18 protein-coding genes are annotated in these 16,097 nt (G+C 54.8%); 17 read left to right on the top strand and 1 reads right to left on the bottom strand.

Going from position 1 to position 16,097, the window contains the following annotated elements:
• Nucleotides 1–25: 25 nt before the first annotated feature.
• The 11 genes from EI983_RS15535 to EI983_RS15485 all read left to right on the top strand — a co-directional run bounded on the left by EI983_RS15535 (nt 26) and on the right by EI983_RS15485 (nt 10,435).
• A complete protein-coding gene (locus tag EI983_RS15535) occupies nt 26–736 on the top strand; it encodes an ABC transporter permease (RefSeq protein ID WP_157708266.1) in 711 nt (236 codons plus the stop codon).
• The gene (locus EI983_RS15530; RefSeq protein ID WP_157708265.1) at nt 737–1,423 is read left to right on the top strand and encodes an ABC transporter permease; all 687 of its coding nucleotides are present in this window, start codon (nt 737–739) and stop codon (nt 1,421–1,423) included.
• A 3-nt stretch (nt 1,424–1,426) separates the two neighbouring features.
• The gene (speB, locus tag EI983_RS15525; protein ID WP_157708264.1) at nt 1,427–2,386 is read left to right on the top strand and encodes an agmatinase; all 960 of its coding nucleotides are present in this window, start codon (nt 1,427–1,429) and stop codon (nt 2,384–2,386) included.
• A gap of 3 nt (nt 2,387–2,389) precedes the next feature.
• Complete coding sequence (locus tag EI983_RS15520) at nt 2,390–3,877, top strand: M81 family metallopeptidase (RefSeq protein WP_157708263.1); 1,488 nt, start codon at nt 2,390–2,392, stop codon at nt 3,875–3,877.
• Nucleotides 3,870–5,009 (top strand): alanine racemase, encoded by a 1,140-nt coding sequence (locus EI983_RS15515; protein ID WP_157708262.1) that lies wholly within the window; start codon nt 3,870–3,872, stop codon nt 5,007–5,009. Before EI983_RS15520 ends, EI983_RS15515 begins: the two co-directional genes overlap by 8 nt.
• Entirely contained in the window at nt 4,991–5,782 is a 792-nt protein-coding gene (locus tag EI983_RS15510) for an amino acid ABC transporter ATP-binding protein (RefSeq protein WP_157708261.1), read from the top strand. Before EI983_RS15515 ends, EI983_RS15510 begins: the two co-directional genes overlap by 19 nt.
• A gap of 26 nt (nt 5,783–5,808) precedes the next feature.
• The gene (locus EI983_RS15505) at nt 5,809–6,870 is read left to right on the top strand and encodes an ornithine cyclodeaminase (RefSeq protein WP_157709121.1); all 1,062 of its coding nucleotides are present in this window, start codon (nt 5,809–5,811) and stop codon (nt 6,868–6,870) included.
• Complete coding sequence (locus EI983_RS15500; RefSeq protein ID WP_157708260.1) at nt 6,867–8,135, top strand: glycerate kinase type-2 family protein; 1,269 nt, start codon at nt 6,867–6,869, stop codon at nt 8,133–8,135. Before EI983_RS15505 ends, EI983_RS15500 begins: the two co-directional genes overlap by 4 nt.
• Before the next feature lie 165 nt (nt 8,136–8,300).
• A complete protein-coding gene (locus tag EI983_RS15495; protein WP_157708259.1) occupies nt 8,301–9,311 on the top strand; it encodes an alpha/beta fold hydrolase in 1,011 nt (336 codons plus the stop codon).
• Between the two features lie 111 nt (nt 9,312–9,422).
• A complete protein-coding gene (locus EI983_RS15490; RefSeq protein WP_157708258.1) occupies nt 9,423–9,743 on the top strand; it encodes a hypothetical protein in 321 nt (106 codons plus the stop codon).
• A gap of 86 nt (nt 9,744–9,829) precedes the next feature.
• Entirely contained in the window at nt 9,830–10,435 is a 606-nt protein-coding gene (locus EI983_RS15485; RefSeq protein WP_157708257.1) for a glutathione S-transferase family protein, read from the top strand.
• Between the two features lie 7 nt (nt 10,436–10,442).
• Here the strand turns inward: EI983_RS15485 and EI983_RS15480 are convergent, their stop codons facing one another.
• On the bottom strand, nt 10,443–11,348 hold the full coding sequence (locus EI983_RS15480; protein ID WP_157708256.1) for a LysR family transcriptional regulator: 906 nt from the start codon (nt 11,346–11,348) through the stop codon (nt 10,443–10,445).
• Between the two features lie 151 nt (nt 11,349–11,499).
• On the opposite strand from EI983_RS15480, the gene pxpA reads away from it, so the two are divergent.
• The 6 genes from pxpA to EI983_RS15450 all read left to right on the top strand — a co-directional run bounded on the left by pxpA (nt 11,500) and on the right by EI983_RS15450 (nt 16,093).
• Entirely contained in the window at nt 11,500–12,210 is a 711-nt protein-coding gene (gene pxpA, locus EI983_RS15475) for a 5-oxoprolinase subunit PxpA (protein WP_157708255.1), read from the top strand.
• A 41-nt stretch (nt 12,211–12,251) separates the two neighbouring features.
• The gene (locus EI983_RS15470) at nt 12,252–12,566 is read left to right on the top strand and encodes a YdhR family protein (RefSeq protein ID WP_157708254.1); all 315 of its coding nucleotides are present in this window, start codon (nt 12,252–12,254) and stop codon (nt 12,564–12,566) included.
• 71 nt (nt 12,567–12,637) lie between these two features.
• Complete coding sequence (locus EI983_RS15465; protein ID WP_157708253.1) at nt 12,638–12,874, top strand: acetyl-CoA carboxylase; 237 nt, start codon at nt 12,638–12,640, stop codon at nt 12,872–12,874.
• 1 nt (nt 12,875) lies between these two features.
• A complete protein-coding gene (locus tag EI983_RS15460) occupies nt 12,876–14,246 on the top strand; it encodes an acetyl-CoA carboxylase biotin carboxylase subunit (protein WP_157708252.1) in 1,371 nt (456 codons plus the stop codon).
• Between the two features lie 10 nt (nt 14,247–14,256).
• Entirely contained in the window at nt 14,257–15,132 is an 876-nt protein-coding gene (locus EI983_RS15455) for a 5-oxoprolinase subunit B family protein (RefSeq protein ID WP_157708251.1), read from the top strand.
• Nucleotides 15,122–16,093, top strand: a complete 972-nt coding sequence (locus EI983_RS15450; RefSeq protein WP_157708250.1) for a 5-oxoprolinase subunit C family protein — start codon at nt 15,122–15,124, stop codon at nt 16,091–16,093. The genes EI983_RS15455 and EI983_RS15450 overlap by 11 nt, the downstream gene beginning before the upstream one ends.
• The last annotated feature ends 4 nt before the right edge of the window (nt 16,094–16,097 follow it).

Below are 16,097 nucleotides of genomic sequence, written 5' to 3'. Positions count from 1 at the left end.
ATCAATCAGGCGGAAAGGGGCCGAAATGGACCTCCTGTCACTTCTTGCATTCGGTGATACGGGCTGGGGCGATGAGCTGGCGCGTGGATTGATGGTGACACTGGCACTTGCCTTTGTGACCGCCCCGCTGGCCCTGATACTTTCCTTTCTGCTTGCATGGGCCAAGAACTCAAACAGCAGGTTGCTGCGTGGTTTTGCCAATGGCTATACGACGGTTTTTCGTAGTCTGCCGGAACTCCTGACCCTGATCATCATCTACTATCAGCTACAGATCATCCTGAATGCCCTTGCGAGGTTGGTCTGGGCAGACGCCAACATCTCTCTGAACGCCTTCGTCTCAGGCGTCGTGGCGCTTACATTGGTGTTTAGCGCGCTTGGCGGCGAGGTTGTTCGCTCTGCTTACCAAGCCGTCAGCAAGGGCCAGTCCGAGGCAGCGATGGCGCTTGGGCTGAAACGCCGACACGTTTTCTTTCGCGTGGTTCTCCCGCAGATGTGGCGGCACTGTATTCCCGCCTTCGGCAATCTGTGGCTGATTTTGCTCAAAGATACATCGCTGGTTTCAATCATCGCCGTCAACGATCTTGTGCGCTATGCCAACAGGGCGATTGCCACGACTAAAGAGCCGTTCTTCTTCTACACGGTTCTCGCCGTAATTTTCGTGACACTGGCGTTTCTGTCGGGCCAAGTGCAGAAGGTGCTGGAACGCCGCACCAGTGCAAACCTGGGAGGCAGATAAATGTTATCCCACCTGACAGATAACCTTGAACTGTGGCGCATTGGCCTGACCAACACGGTCATGCTGACGGCCTTGGGCGTGTTCTTCGGCTTTTTCGTGGCAATTCCGATCGCGGCAGCCCGGTTGAGTAGCAATAAATTGCTGTCAAAATCAGCCTTTGGCTATGTCTATATTGTGCGTGGCACGCCGCTATTGGTGCAGATCTTCATCATCTACTATGGGCTGGGCCAGTTTCATAAAGAGCTGAAGGCAATCGGCGTTTGGTGGTTTTTCCGCGACGCGTTTAACTGCGGGTTGCTGGCCTTTACCCTCAATTCAGCCGCCTACCAATCTGAAATCTTGCGCGGCGGCATTCTTGCGGTTCCCAAAGGCGTGATCGAAGCGGGTTCTGCCCTTGGCCTGACAACGTTTCAGATTTTTCGCAGGGTCATCATGCCAATCACAGTAGGTCGGATGCTGCCGGCTTTTGGCAACGAACTTGTCCTTTTGCTCAAGGCGTCGTCGCTCGTTTCCATCATCACCGTGCGCGATGTGCTGGGGCAGGCACGGTTCATCTATGCCCAGACGTTTGATTTGTCAGTCTTTTATATCGCGGCGCTGAACTATCTGATCGTCGTAATGATCATCGAGGCGATCTGGCGGCGTTTGGAGAGCCGCAACGCCTGGCTCAAATACACGGGGAATTGATGGATGCCGAATAATAAGTCACAGCTCTTTGGTAACGAAGGTGTATTCCAGACGGCAAGCGGTCCAGACGGTACGCACGTTGAAATGCCATATTCAGGGATCCGTACGTTTATGCGGCGTCGCCCGAGCATGGATTTCGCAGATGTCGATATGGCCGTACTGGGCATTCCGTTTGATCTAACCACCTCAGGCCGCTCGGGCTCGCGCTATGGGCCGTCGGCTCTGCGCGAGGCGTCTACCCAACTGGCTTGGGGTGAGGTCTGGCCTTGGGGGTTCGACCCGTTTGATCGCCTTTCGGTGGTGGATTGCGGCGATGTGCCTTTCCGGCGTGGGCAAGGGGCGCAGATGTATGAAGTCGCAACTGAGCTGGCCAGCCAAGTGGTTGCCGCTGGGGCGCAGACGATCATGATGGGCGGCGATCACAGCGCCACCTATGCGATGCTTAAGGCCAATGCGGAAAAATACGGGCCACTTGCCCTGGTGCAGTTTGATGCCCATCGCGACACCCAAAAAAGCGAATACCTTGATCATGGCACATTTGTTTATCATGCGATTCAAGAGGGATTGATTGATCCAAACCGCTCGATTCAGATCGGCATCCGAACCTTTTATGACGATAAAGATGATATCACGGTTCTGTATCGCAATTGGCTTCACGATCACACCGCCGATGAGATGCAGGCCCGCATTGAGGAAGTGGTCGGCCGTGGCCCTGCGTATCTGACCATCGATATCGACAGCCTTGATCCTGCCTATGCGCCTGGGACTGGTACGCCGGTCGTTGATGGGCTTGCACCCAATGATATCATTCGGTTCCTTCGCCGCTCGGGCGGGATAGATTTCGTCGGGATGGATCTGGTCGAGGTCGCGCCTGCCTACGACCCCGCCGGGGTGACGGCTTTGATGGGGGCTTCCCTGATGCTCGAATATATCTGTGCAGTCGCCGCCAAGAGAGGGGGCTGACCCGTGGTGTTTCGCGTGGCCTTGATCGAGTTTGCCCATGAGAGCAATACGTTCACGGTGAAAACGACCGGCATTCAGGATTTTCAGAATTCGCGCTATGTGCGCGGGGCCGAGATGCTGGAGCAGTTGCGCGGCACAGGGTCCGAGATCGGCGGTGCGATCGAGGCCGCCGCGCGTATGGGGTGGGAGGTCGTGCCGATACTTGCCGCCCATGCCAATCCAGGTGGTCCTGTGAGTGAAATCGCGCGACGTGAGATCACAGAAGAAGCGTGTCGTTTGCTTGAAGAGGGTGGCACGCTTGACGGCGTGTTCGTTGCGCTGCACGGCGCCATGGTGACAGAAAGCGATCAGGACGGCGAGAGCCAATTTCTGAGAGAAATTCGAGCCGAGGTCGGCAGCGAAATACCCGTTGCGGTGACATTGGACCTGCACGCAAACGTTTCTGACGAGCTTGCCGAACATGCGCAAATCGCCGTCAGTTATCGCACCTATCCGCATGTGGATATGGCCGCACGCGCGGGCGAGGCCTGCGATTTGTTGCACCGGGCGATGGGGCGCGAGATCAAGCCGAGCCTCTTAGTTGACCGCCCGCCCATGCTCGTAGGTTGCGACGACGGGCGCACGACCGATGATGGCCCCATGTGCCGCATACTTGAGGCTGCTGCCGAGGAGGCTCAAGCACCAGGGCTTTTGCACGTTTCTGTCAACGCAGGCTTTACCGATTCCGATGTTTTCGCCGCAGGGCCAAGCGTTTTGGTGTGCCATGACAATGCAGAATCGGCAGCCGCGCAAACGGCGCGCAGGTTGTGCGACTTGATCTGGAGCTTTCGCAATGACTGGACGCTTCCGATGTCTCTGGACGAGGCGATAGCTAAACTCAAGGGGCACAAACTCTCGAGCAAACCGGTTGTGGTTGCGGACTTTTCTGACAATCCGGGGGGTGGTGGCTATGGCGATTGCACGGCGCTCCTGTCTGCCTTGCTGGAGGCGGGGATTGAGAATGCAGCCCTCGGCGCGCTGATTGATGCTAAAGCTGCCGAAACGCTCATCGAAGCGGGTGTTGGCGGTGTTGTGACGCTATGGGTTGGAGGCAAAAGCGATCCATCGGCCGGTGGTGGCCCGCTGAAACTGACTGGCGAAGTGCGGGCGGTATCCAATGGCAGCCTGACTTTCGAGGGGCCGATGCTGGCGGGCGTGGCTGCTGATATGGGGCCGAGCGTTTGCTTCCGGGTTGCAGGTGTTGATGTGTTGATCACGTCCAACCCCTTGCAGATGCACGATCTGAACCAATTTTGCAGTGTCGGGATCGACCCGATGGAAAAAAGCGTGCTGGTGGTGAAATCCATGCAGCATTTCCGCGCGGCATTTGAACCGATCGCCAGCGAAGTGCTGGTCGTCGATGCTGGGGGCCTGTGTTCCCCCGATGTGACGCGTCGACACTACGAACGTCTGCGGCGTCCGGTTTTTCCGTTGGATCAGATCGATGCTTGATATCAACACAATATCTGGACCGCGCATCGAGTTTGACACCGATGCTCTGCAGCAAAATTTTGCGCATTTGGCAAAGCTATGTGCCGCGCATGGAATTGCGGTATCTGGCGTGACCAAGGCCATCGGTGGCAACCCATACATTGCTAGCCTTATGCTGGACAACGGTATCTGCACGCTGGCGGATGCACGCCTCGACAATATAGCACGGCTGCGCGCAGGTGGTATTGACGCGCCGGTCATGTTGCTACGCGCACCCGCCATGGGCGAGGTGGCCGAAGCGGCGCGGTTGGCTGACATATTCCTGCTATCCGAGATTGAAACGATCCGCGCACTGGCCACTGCCAAAGCTAAACTGGGAGAATGCCTTCAGGTCGTTCTTATGGTCGATCTGGGTGATTTGCGCGAAGGTGTTCCGCCTGAGGATTTGCTCAGTCTTACCCGTGCTGTCATGGCCACGGAAAACGTCGACATCATCGGTATCGGCACGAATTTGGCCTGTAATCTGGGGGTGTTGCCAGACCCGAGCAATATGGCCGAGCTTGTCGCCTTGGCCAATCAGATTGAAGCCACGATTGGACACCCCTTACGCTATATCTCTGCGGGCAATTCCAGTGCACTTTCGTTGCTTCTTAATCCGGGTTTGCCAAGCAAAATCAATTATCTGCGTCTTGGAGAAAGCCTTTTCCTGGGGCGCGAAACGGCCCACGGTCAAACGCTTACCCACATGCGTGGGGACTGTTTCGATCTGGTGGCGCAGGTCATCGAGCTCAAGCTGAAGGCCCCCAGACCGTACGCTGTGCGTGGACGCAATGCATTCGGTCAGCAGGTTGATGTTGAGCTGACAGAGCCAAGACAACTTGGGGTGCTGAACGTCGGGGCAGTTGATTGTGAGATTGGCGGTCTGTCCCCTCTCACCAGCGGCGTTTCGATCGTTGGGTATTCCAGCGATCATTTGATTGTCGATACCACCGATGTCAGCGATTTGACCATTGGTGACGAAATCCGGTTTCGCCCTGATTATCGTGCTCTGGCGACCGCAATGACCTCACCCTACTTGGCGCAAGCTGGCTTTCAGGCGAGCGGCGCATCACTCACATTGGAAGGAACACCGCCATGTCTGCCACTGCGATAGATCGCGATATCGACCACAGCCAAATGCACGTGAGCGACGAGGTGGTTATCGAGATCGAAAATATGAGCAAATTCTATGGTGCTTTCCAAGTACTGCATGACATTGATCTGCAAGTGCGGCGTGGCGAGCGGATTGTGATTTGCGGGCCTTCGGGTTCGGGCAAATCGACGCTGATCCGGTGTCTCAACCGTCTGGAAGAGCATCAGGAAGGCCGTATCGTGATCGATGGGGTGGAACTGACCTCGGACCTCAAGAACATCGATAAGGTACGCTCGGAAATCGGAATGTGCTTTCAGCATTTCAATCTGTTTCCGCATCTGACCATCCTTGAAAACTGCACGCTCGCGCCAATGCTGGCGCGTAAGACCCCGCGCGAGGAAGCCGAAGCAACGGCGATGCGCTATCTTGAGAAGGTGAAAATTCCCGATCAGGCTGGCAAATACCCCGGCCAGTTGTCGGGTGGTCAGCAGCAACGCGTAGCCATCGCGCGGGCGCTTTGCATGAAGCCGCGCATAATGCTTTTCGACGAGCCCACCTCGGCGCTTGATCCCGAAATGATCAAGGAGGTGCTCGATACCATGGTCGAATTGGCCGAAGAGGGCATGACCATGCTCTGCGTTACTCATGAAATGGGCTTCGCCCAGGCGGTGGCCAACCGTGTGATCTTTATGGATCAAGGCCGCATCGTGGAAGAAAACGAACCCAGTGCTTTCTTCAACAACCCGCAAAACGAACGCACGCAGGCGTTCCTCAGTCAGATCATCGGCCACTAGTGCTAACTATCCCGAGGAATATTAACATGTCGGCATCCGACCTTGCCTTGATCCCCTTTGTCAGCGTTCAGAACATGATGCGCCTGATCCTCGAGATTGGGACCGAAACCTGTATTGCGGAAATTGAAACCTATCTGGAAGAAGACTTCCGCCGCTGGCCTTTGTTTGACAAGACGCCTCGCGTGGCCTCGCATTCGCATGAAGGTGTGATCGAGCTGATGCCCACCTCTGACGGCATCGAATACGGCTTTAAATATGTGAACGGGCACCCCAAGAACATGAAGGACGGTCTCCAAACCGTCACGGCATTCGGGGTGCTGGCCTCGGTCGACACTGGCTATCCGCTGTTGTTTGCCGAAATGACGATCCTGACCGCTCTGCGCACGGCGGCGACTTCAGCCCTGGCGACGAAATACCTTGCCCCCAAGGGAGCCACGACAATGGCCATGATCGGCAACGGCGCGCAGGCCGAGTTTCAGGCGCTGGCGCTGAAAACGGTCTGTGGCATTTCTACGGTGCGCCTGTTCGACGTCGATCCGAAGGCGACCGAAAAATGCGCACGCAATCTGGCAGGGTCGGGCATGACGGTGATCAAATGCGCCACTCCTGAAGAAGCTATATTGGGTGCACAGATCATCACTACCTGCACTGCAGACAAGAAGAACGCCACGGTGCTCAGCGACAACATGGTCGGGGCGGGCGTGCATATCAACGGCATCGGTGGCGATTGCCCCGGAAAGACCGAACTGCACCGCGATATCGTTATGCGTTCGGACGTATTTGTTGAATATCCGGAACAGACCCGCATTGAGGGTGAAATTCAGCAAATGCCCGAGGATTTTCCGATCACCGAATTGTGGCAGGTGATGACGGGGGAAAAGCCGGGCCGTACGGATGACGCGCAACAGATTACCCTGTTTGATGGTGTCGGGTTTGCCATCGAAGATTTTTCCGCCCTGCGCTGGCTGCGCGACAAGGTCTCGCAGGGCCGTTTTTGCCATATGCTAGACATGGTCGCCGATCCTGACGACCCGCGCGACCTTTTTGGCATGGTGCAGCGCGAGCGCGAGCGTATGAGTGCAGCATGAGCATTCAGGGCGAATTGGCTCCACATGTTTTTCTGCGGTCTCTTTTTGACCGCGCTGTTGCGGTGGCCGATCCGATGCGGGCGCTTGCGGCGCATTTGCCAGCGCGGCCGCCTGGCCGTGTCGTTGTTATCGGGGCTGGCAAGGCTTCGGCTCGCATGGCCGAGGCGGTTGAGGCTGTCTGGGGCCCTTGCGAAGGGCTGGTGATCACGCGGTATGGCTATGCGCGTCCCTGCGAAGGGATCGAAATTGTCGAAGCGGCACATCCGGTACCGGATGAGGCCGGCGAGGCTGCCACTAAGCGCATGCTGGAGCTTTTGAAGGGGCTTGGCGAGGGGGATTTTGTGCTCGCGTTGATCTCGGGCGGGGCATCGTCGCTCTTGGTGCAGGGTAGCGAAGAGGTGACGCTTGCCGATAAGCAAGCTGTCCACACCGCGCTTCTGACCTCGGGTGCGCCAATCGGACAGATGAATATTGTTCGCAAGCATATGTCTGCGGTTAAGGGGGGTAAACTGGCCGCCGCGGCCTATCCGGCAGAGATGCTGAGCTTGATGATTTCGGATGTGCCGGGGGATGACCCAGCTCAGATCGGGTCTGGCCCGACGGTGGGGGATGGAACCGCACCAGCGGATGCGCGCGCGTTGCTTGCCCGATGGAATATAAAAGTACCTGAGAGTATACGCTTGAAACTGATGCAATCTAACACGGTAATCGCGCCGGATGATGCCGGCGTTTCGCGTGTGGAAAACCGAGTTATTGCTGCCCCCTCGCAATCGCTTGCAGCCGCGGCAGAGCTTGCGCGGGCCAAAGGGTTTGATGTCAAGGTGCTGGGGGATGCACTAGAGGGAGAAGCGCGCGTGTTTGCCCATGAGCAGGCTGAGCTCGCCCTAAGGCTCAAATCTGAGCGCCAGCTCGGCGATCCGCCTCTTTTGCTTCTGTCCGGTGGAGAGTTAACCGTGACAAGAACAGGGACAGGTGTCGGCGGCCCCAATGCGGAATATTGCTTGGCACTGGCTATGGAATTTGATGGGGCGGACGGCATCTACGCTCTGGCTTGCGACACCGACGGGGTAGATGGCTCGGCCGAGGTCGCTGGCGCCTACATCGCCCCAGACTCATTGTCCCGCGCCCTTGCGCTCGGATCGGATCCAGTAGCTGCACTTGCCAACAACGATGCGCATCGGTTTTTCGAGGTGTTAGGCAATCAGGTGATCACCGGCCCAACCCTCACCAATGTGAACGATTTCCGCGCCATTCTGATCCTTTAAGCCAGTTCTTGCACCCTCGCGCCCTGGCATCTATTTTTCCGGATTCAAATTTTAGAAACCAATATTTTAGAAAGCTTTTGACCCACTGTAACCTTGTAAACAAGACGGCCTCAAACGGGGCTCACGCTCAAGCAAGAACGAAGAACCACTCACAGGGAAAAGAAAATGGCATCTTATGAAATCTTCGAACTGGGGAATGTTGCGCTCCAAAAAGGAAGCACGATACCCAATGCAAAGCTGGCCTTTAAGACCATGGGCACGCTCAACGAGGCAAAAGACAACGTTGTTGTCTGTCCGACATGGTTCACCGGATACATTGATGATGTACCGCCGATCTTTATAGGAAAAGGGCGCGCGATCGATCCAGATAAGCATTTTATCGTGATTCCGGCACTGTTCGGGATGGGTGAATCATCTTCTCCCAGCAATACACCCGCGCCGCAGGAGTTTGTTCGTTTCCCGCATGTCACTTATTATGATAATGTCAGCTTCCAGCACCGTCTGCTGACCGAAAAGTTCGGCATCACCGAAATTTTGCTGGTTGCCAGCTGGTCTATGGGGGGCACGCAGGCCTATCAGTGGGCTGCGCAGTATCCCGACATGGTCAAGGCCATCGCGCCTGTAGCCTGTTCTGCAAAGACAGCCGTCTACAACGAGTTGTTCCTGAAATCCATTCGCAAGGCAATGGTCAGCGATCCAGCTTACAAGGGCGGTTACTATGGCGATGTTCCACCCTTGTCTGGAATGCGGGTGATGGCCCAGATCTATGCGGGGTGGGGCATGTCGGAAGAGTTCTATCGCAAAGAGGTTTTCCGTGCCTTTGGCCATGACACACTCGATGATTTCCTTGTGGATTTTTGGGAGGCTTATTTCGCGGCGCGTGACGCCAACAATCTGATCTCGCAAATCTGGACATGGCTGCATGGCGATATCAGCGCGCAACCAGCTTATGGCGGTGATATTGCCAAGGCGTTGGCAGCCATCAAGGCTAAGGCAATCGTATTGCCTTCCGCTACCGACCAGTATTTCCCACCAGTCGATTCCGAGGCCGAGGTTGCGGCCATGAAAAATGCTGAGCTGAGGGTGATCCCGTCGATCCTTGGGCATTTCGCACCGTTCAATCCGGATGACCAGAAATTCATCGATGACGCGATCAACGATTTGCTGAACGGATAAATGGGAGGCGCCTAGAGCGCGCCTCACTCAGCCCAAGAGCCAGGTATCAGAGGCATGCATCTTCGATCTCGGAGAGGCCCGACCTCGTATGTCAAACAAGAGGAAGTGAATATGACAGCGTATAACAAATCCCACGAAAATCCGCTCGTACAAAAGGCCTCCGAACAACTTTCCAGGCGGATGTGCTTCCAAGGTCTTTTTGTTGCCGGTATCGCGGCTGCAAGTATGCCATTGGTTTTGCCGAATACGGCAATGGCGGAGACCGCAGCAGGTTCGCAGATAAAAGGTTCGTTGCGTGATGCGATCGACCAACAGTTGATGGCGTTTAATGGCCCAAGTTCTCTTGCCCATGCCGTTAACGATGAGGCCTTTCTCGAATTTCTGGGGCAGCGCCTAAATATGCTGCATCCGGCTTCTGTAAACCGACCTTGATCGACACGACCTCCGCATTCGGGTCCATTGGAAAGCCTGAATGCGGGGAAAATCGCAAGCTGTTAGTATGAGATTCTAAATTGAACATGACAGAAAAATCCCCGGCGCTCGTGCTTTTCACCGGGCCGACATCGCCTTTCGCCCGCATGGCCCAGGTCGTGGGAACAGAACTTGGTATCGCCTTTGAAAGTCGGACCATTGACGTCTACAGCGCTGAATTTTTGGACGAGTTCAATCCACTGCGCCAAATTCCAACACTCGTCATAGATGGGAAAACGGCGATCTTTGACAGCCGCACGATTTTTGCCTACTTCGACGCCATTTCGGGAAAGTCATCGTTTTCGCCGGGCGACGATTTCGCTCAGATGTCGCGGATCTCGCTGTTTCTGGGTCTAACTGAAGCGTGCCTGCACTATCGTATGTCAATCATACTGCCGGAAAATGAACGGAGCGAGGCCAACATCGAAAAACTGCGGGTTCGGATGAACCGGTCTCTGGATTTCCTAGAAGCGCACGCACAAGAAACGACCGAGGGCAATTTCCGTCTCGAACAGATCGTGGCGGCGTGTACGCTCGAATACATCGACTATCGGTATTCGCATGAGTGGCGCCTGAGATGCCCAAGGCTGGACACATGGGTCAAAACGTTTTCCCAGCGTCCAAGTATGATGGAAAGCCGTCCCTCGGAGTAGGAATGCTTCAGGATTTCCGGAAGGCAACCTCGGACTTGCAATAGTCGAAAAAGACACGGGCCGGCCCTGTGAGCTTGCGGTCTGCACTTCGAATAATGCCAATATCCATGGTCGGGATGTCATTCGCGAGAGTGATGCTTTCGATCCGTTCAGCATCCAGCGACCAGGAACGATAGAGCATATCGGAGAGAATGGTCACTCCCCGACCGATCGCGATCTGACTGCGGATGGCCTCAACAGATGTCGTTTCAAAGATAGTCTTTGGCACAAGACCGTGTTTTTCCCAATAGGTTTGGGTCGTTGTCTGCGCCTCATCGACAAGCAACTGGATGTAGGGTTCCCGCGCGACATCTTCCAAGGTTATCTCGGGTTTCTGGGTCAGCCGGTGCCCCGCCTGAACCCACAAACGGCGCCTCGAGCGCACCAGTGTTTCATGCTTTATTTGGGCTTTGTTGTGCAAGTTGGAAACCAACATAAGCGCGACATCCAATTCGCCAGAAATGACCATTTCCTCGAGTGTTTCGCGCTCATACTCGTGAATTTCGATGTCGATACCGCGATTTGCCCTAATAAAGCGGGACAGGGGGGTGCTCAGAAAATACCCTGCAATCGTGACTGTGACCCCCAACTTCAATTTGCCTGATATCTTCGGTTTGTTTTTCGGAGTGTCTTCCATCGCCATCGTGACCGAGGCCATTATGGAGTTGCAGTGTTGCAGAAATCGTTTTCCTGCCGGCGTTGGTAAAACGCCTCGTCTATGCCGCTCTAGAAGCGGCGTTCCGACCTGTTCCTGAAGGTCTTTCAATGCACTGCTAACCGCCGAAGCCGAGACGTTGAGTTGGGCGGCAGCCTCATTGATTTTCATTACCTGACAGACGGTGATGAAGTACTTTATCTGGCGAAGAGAAATCAAGGCTCGAACCCTCCTTTAGGGGCTTCTCACAGCCTACGAGGCTGCCATCATAAATCAACTAAAATCGAATTCTCAAACAAGAATAAAGAAATTGTGCTCAAAGTCTTTGAGTGGGAGTGTTCAGGAAATCTCTAACGAAAGTAGGTGTGAAATGAAGATCAACTGCGACATGGGTGAAGGCTATTCCATCTATAAAGTTTGCGATGATGCGGAAATGATGAAGCAAATTTCTGTTGCGAATGTCGCGTGCGGTTTTCATGCTTCAGACCCTGTTGTGATGCACGAAACCGTCAAGCTGGCGAAGGCTAACAACGTGCTTGTCGGTGCTCATCCTTCGTTCCCTGACCCGCAGGGCTTTGGTCGTCGCGAGATGAAGATCGGGCGCGAAGAATTGCGTGATCTGATCATCTATCAGGTTTCTGCACTCAAGGGGTTCTTGGACATGTACGACATGCCGTTGAACCACATCAAACCGCATGGAGCGCTTTACGGAGTAGCCGCGCGCGATGACGAGACTGCACATGCGGTTGCAGATGTGGCCGAGATTTTCAACACGTCGCTTTATGGCATGGCAAACACGGGCCACGAACGGGTTTACAAGGAGCGCGGTGTTCCTTTTGTCGCCGAACTTTATGCGGACCTGAACTATCGTGGAAACGGTGAGCTGATCATCGCGCGCAATCCCCCGAAAGTTACTCCAGAACAGGTTGTCAGCCGCTGTCTGAAGGCCGTCGAGCAGGGCGTTGTCGACACCGTTGATGGCAAGGATGTGAAGATCGATTTCGACATCATCTGCGTTCACTCGGACACGCCCGGGGCGATCGAAGCTGCCAGGGCGCTGAAAGAAGCGTTGGCCTCTTGAATGGCTTTTGGAACGAAATATCAAACAGGGGGTAAATCCTGATGTCTCGGGTTTTTCTATACGCGGAGTATCAAATCTCGTTTCCGTTCAGCGAGATGGACTTGCCGCCAATTCATGAGGAAATGAAATCCTTCCCCGGATTGAAGTCAAAAACTTGGCTGAGTGGTGTGAACACGAATTCGGTTGGCGGGTTCTATGAATTCGATTCCAAGGAAAATGCGCAAAACTATATCGACAAGTGTCTGGTGCCGTATGTCCAGGCTTTCGATGCAAACCTGACCGTAAGGTTGTTCGACGCCGAGATCGTTTCAGAGGCGAGCAAGGATATGGGATCCCCGTATTTTGAATCGAGATGACGACGCGGAAATTTAAGTAGCACCTGACGCAATCGTGCTGGGGCTTTCAGAACAAGAGGGAGACCAATCGTATGTCTCAAGTCCTTTCGCCACTTCCGGGAACTTTCTATGTCAAGCCGTCTCCCGAGGCAGCTCCATACAAGGCACCCGGCGATGCTGTTGTCGTCGGAGACGTTCTTGGTCTGGTCGAAGTGATGAAAACTTTCATCGAGATCAAGGCAGAGTTTGCGGGAACGTTCACAGCGTACATCGCTGAGGATGGTCTTCCCGTCATGGCGGCGCAGGCTCTTGCTGAAGTGGCGGAATGACATGAGCATTGAACGTCTCTTCATTGCAAACCGGGGCGAGATCGCCGTTCGCATCATTGTTGCCGCAAAAGAACTCGGAATAACAACGATCCAGGCCTATTCAGAGGCCGACGCCGACATGCTTGCCGTCAAATTGGCTGATGAGACGGTCTGCATCGGCCCAGCCAAGGCGACGGAATCATATCTTGACGTCAATAGAGTGGTCGCGGCGGCAATCGAAGAATCTGCTGATGCTGTACACCCCGGTTACGGCTTTCTGTCCGAGAGCCCAGAGTTTGCGAGAGCTGTCGAGCAAGCAGGCATGAAATTTGTTGGGCCTTCGGCCACCACGATCGAGCGTATGGGCGACAAGGTTGCCGCGCGCCAAGCGGCAGAAGCTGCTGGTGTGCCTGTTGTGCCGGGCTCCAAGGGACGGATCGGTTCGGTCGACGAGGCCGTCGAGGTTGCGGCAAAAGTTGGCTATCCGGTCATGGTTAAGGCCGCAGCAGGTGGTGGCGGTAAGGGGATCCGTATCGCTCAAACGGAAGACGAACTCAGGATATTGGCTCCGCAGGCACAACAAGAGGCTGTCGCCGCGTTTGGCGATGGTGGGCTCTATGTCGAGCGTTCAGTGAAATCGCCACGACATATCGAGGTTCAGATTGTCGGCGATGGTGACAAGGCCGTCCACTTCTATGAGCGTGAGTGCTCTCTGCAACGTCGCCGTCAAAAAGTGTGGGAAGAAGCCGGGGCAGACTGTCTCGACGAAGAAACACGGGAAAACCTGTGCATGGCCGCCGTCGCTCTTGCAGAATCCGTGAATTATCGCGGTGCTGGCACGCTTGAGTATCTTTATGAAGCAAGCACTAAAGAGTTTTTCTTCATCGAGATGAACACACGCATCCAGGTAGAACATCCCGTAACCGAGATGATCACTGGTTTCGATCTTGTTCGGGAAATGATCCTCGTATGTGGCGGTGCGCCACTGAGTGTGAGCCAGGATCAGATCAAGAGATCTGGCCATGCCATCGAAGTTCGCCTCAACGCTGAAGATCCTTTCATGCAGTTCCTGCCGTGGCCCGGGAAGGTTGAGAGCTTGAAGATGCCAGAAGGCGAAGGTGTCCGCTTCGATCATTTCCTTTATGAGGGTTATCAAATCCCACCCTTCTATGACTCTTTGATCGGCAAGCTCATCGTTCACGGTAAAGACCGCGAAGAAGCGATCTCGAAAATGGCCGTTGCGCTTGAAGACCTCGAAATCAACGGGCTTAAAACAACCATCCCTCTCCACAAGGCTTTGGCGAAAGACCCAAGCGTCGCATCTGGCGACTTCCATACGCAATGGCTCGAGCCGTGGTTGGAAGCCGGAAACTTGAAGCCCGAGAACACGTGAGGAAGTCACTATGAAAACCAGATACACATTTGGAGGCGACGAGCACGTCTATGTCGAGATGGATGATGAAATGTCCCTCGATGCGTTTTTCAAGTCTCTTTCAATGAGCAATGCAGTGCGCGACGCCAATATCGCAGGTGTTACCGAAATCTGTCCTGCGAATGCGTCTTTCCAAGTTCGCTTTGACCCAGATGTGATCTCTCCTGACGATATCATGGCGAAAGTTAAGGAACTGGAGCACAAGGCCGAGTTGGCAGAGAAGCGCATGAAGACACGGATTATTGAAATCCCAGTCTACTATCAGGACCCTTGGACACACGAGACGCTGATGCGGTTTCGGGAACGTCACCAAAATCCGGATGGAACTGATCTTGACTATGCCGCTGAGATCAATGGCTTTGAATCTGTCGATGCCTTTATTGAGGCACATCATTCTCAACCTTGGTTCGTCTCGATGGTTGGTTTCGTGGCAGGGCTGCCGTTCCTTTACCAGCTCGTTGAGCGGGGCAAACAGCTGGAGGTTCCCAAGTATCTCAGGCCGAGGACAGATACTCCCAAACAGACTGTGGGCTACGGAGGCTGCTTTTCGTGCATCTACTCTGTGCGCGGCGCGGGCGGATATCAGATGTTCGGAATCACGCCGATGCCAATCTATGATGCGGAACAGAAAGTCGCTCATTTGAAAGACTTCATGGTGTTCTTCAAGCCCGGCGACATCGTGAAATGGAAGCCGATCGATCGTGCTGAATATGACGCCGTTGTTGCAGCGGTTGAAGACGGCACATACGAGCCGCGGATCGCTGAGGTTGAATTTGATCTCGACGAATTCAATGCCGACATGCGCGGCACCAATGCTAAGATGTTGGAGGCCCTCAATGACGCTTAAGATCAAAAACTCAGGTCTTGCGACCTCCATTCAGGACCTTGGGCGTATCGGCTATTTCCATCTGGGAATACCGCTCAGTGGGGCAATGGACCGCTATGCTTTGCGAGCAGCAAACATGCTTGTCGGCAACGACGAAGGCGCTGCTTGTCTAGAGGCTGTATTTATGGGGCCACAAATTGAGTTTACAAAAAGTGCGACAGTCGCGGTAACCGGAGCAAATATCCCCATTAAGGTGGATGGCGAACTTCAAGACCCATGGTCGTCATTTGAGATCAATGTCGGCCAAACGCTCAGCTTCGACTTCCTGCAATCAGGTGCGCGCATCTACATTGCCGTGAGCGGCGGGATCACCACCCCTGAGGCGTTGGGTAGCCGGTCCACATACCCAATCGGTTCCCTTGGGGGCATTGAAGGCCGCGCGATCCAAGCTGGCGATGAGCTGCCTACTGGGGATTCGAGAGGGCCCGGCGCCGGCCGTACAGTGCCGGAAAATCTGCGCCGCAAGCCTGGAACTCCCGCCAGTTTGCGCGTCCTTCCCGGGCTGTACTGGCATCGCCTGACGGATGAATCTGGCGCCGGGTTCTTCGAGGATGAGTGGGAAGTGGCGCCTGAGGCGGATCGGATGGGCTATCGTTTTAAAGGTGGCCGTCCGCTGGAATTCGTTGAGCGCGAACAGCCCTTTGGGGCAGGATCTGATCCATCCAACATTGTCGATGGGTGTTATTCCTATGGTTCTATTCAGGTGCCTGGCGGAACCGAACCGATCGTGCTCCACCGAGATGCTGTGTCTGGTGGGGGGTACTTTACCTTAGGCGCCATCATTTCCGCGGACATGGATTTGATCGGGCAGCTTCAGCCTCACACGCCGGTCAAGTTCGAGAAAGTGGACATGAACCAGGCGCTTGAAGCCCGCAAGGAACGCAGAAGCATGCTTGCAAAAATAAGAGAAGAACTCGGCTAGGAAA

Origin of the sequence: Roseovarius faecimaris (assembly GCF_009762325.1) — a bacterium.
GTDB lineage: Bacteria > Pseudomonadota > Alphaproteobacteria > Rhodobacterales > Rhodobacteraceae > Roseovarius > Roseovarius faecimaris.
The sequence above is the reverse complement of the archived record's forward strand: the minus strand, read 5'-3'. Positions and strand labels throughout refer to the sequence as shown.

Coding starts and splice junctions, on each gene's coding strand:
- EI983_RS15505 (WP_157709121.1), top strand. CDS start 5,809: ATGTCGGCATCCGACCTTGCCTTGATCCCCTTTGTCAGCGTTCAGAAC.
- EI983_RS15530 (WP_157708265.1), top strand. CDS start 737: ATGTTATCCCACCTGACAGATAACCTTGAACTGTGGCGCATTGGCCTG.
- EI983_RS15535 (WP_157708266.1), top strand. CDS start 26: ATGGACCTCCTGTCACTTCTTGCATTCGGTGATACGGGCTGGGGCGAT.
- EI983_RS15465 (WP_157708253.1), top strand. CDS start 12,638: ATGTCTCAAGTCCTTTCGCCACTTCCGGGAACTTTCTATGTCAAGCCG.
- EI983_RS15495 (WP_157708259.1), top strand. CDS start 8,301: ATGGCATCTTATGAAATCTTCGAACTGGGGAATGTTGCGCTCCAAAAA.
- EI983_RS15500 (WP_157708260.1), top strand. CDS start 6,867: ATGAGCATTCAGGGCGAATTGGCTCCACATGTTTTTCTGCGGTCTCTT.
- EI983_RS15485 (WP_157708257.1), top strand. CDS start 9,830: ATGACAGAAAAATCCCCGGCGCTCGTGCTTTTCACCGGGCCGACATCG.
- EI983_RS15490 (WP_157708258.1), top strand. CDS start 9,423: ATGACAGCGTATAACAAATCCCACGAAAATCCGCTCGTACAAAAGGCC.
- EI983_RS15450 (WP_157708250.1), top strand. CDS start 15,122: ATGACGCTTAAGATCAAAAACTCAGGTCTTGCGACCTCCATTCAGGAC.
- EI983_RS15470 (WP_157708254.1), top strand. CDS start 12,252: ATGTCTCGGGTTTTTCTATACGCGGAGTATCAAATCTCGTTTCCGTTC.
- EI983_RS15460 (WP_157708252.1), top strand. CDS start 12,876: ATGAGCATTGAACGTCTCTTCATTGCAAACCGGGGCGAGATCGCCGTT.
- speB (WP_157708264.1), top strand. CDS start 1,427: ATGCCGAATAATAAGTCACAGCTCTTTGGTAACGAAGGTGTATTCCAG.
- EI983_RS15455 (WP_157708251.1), top strand. CDS start 14,257: ATGAAAACCAGATACACATTTGGAGGCGACGAGCACGTCTATGTCGAG.
- EI983_RS15510 (WP_157708261.1), top strand. CDS start 4,991: ATGTCTGCCACTGCGATAGATCGCGATATCGACCACAGCCAAATGCAC.
- EI983_RS15515 (WP_157708262.1), top strand. CDS start 3,870: ATGCTTGATATCAACACAATATCTGGACCGCGCATCGAGTTTGACACC.
- pxpA (WP_157708255.1), top strand. CDS start 11,500: ATGAAGATCAACTGCGACATGGGTGAAGGCTATTCCATCTATAAAGTT.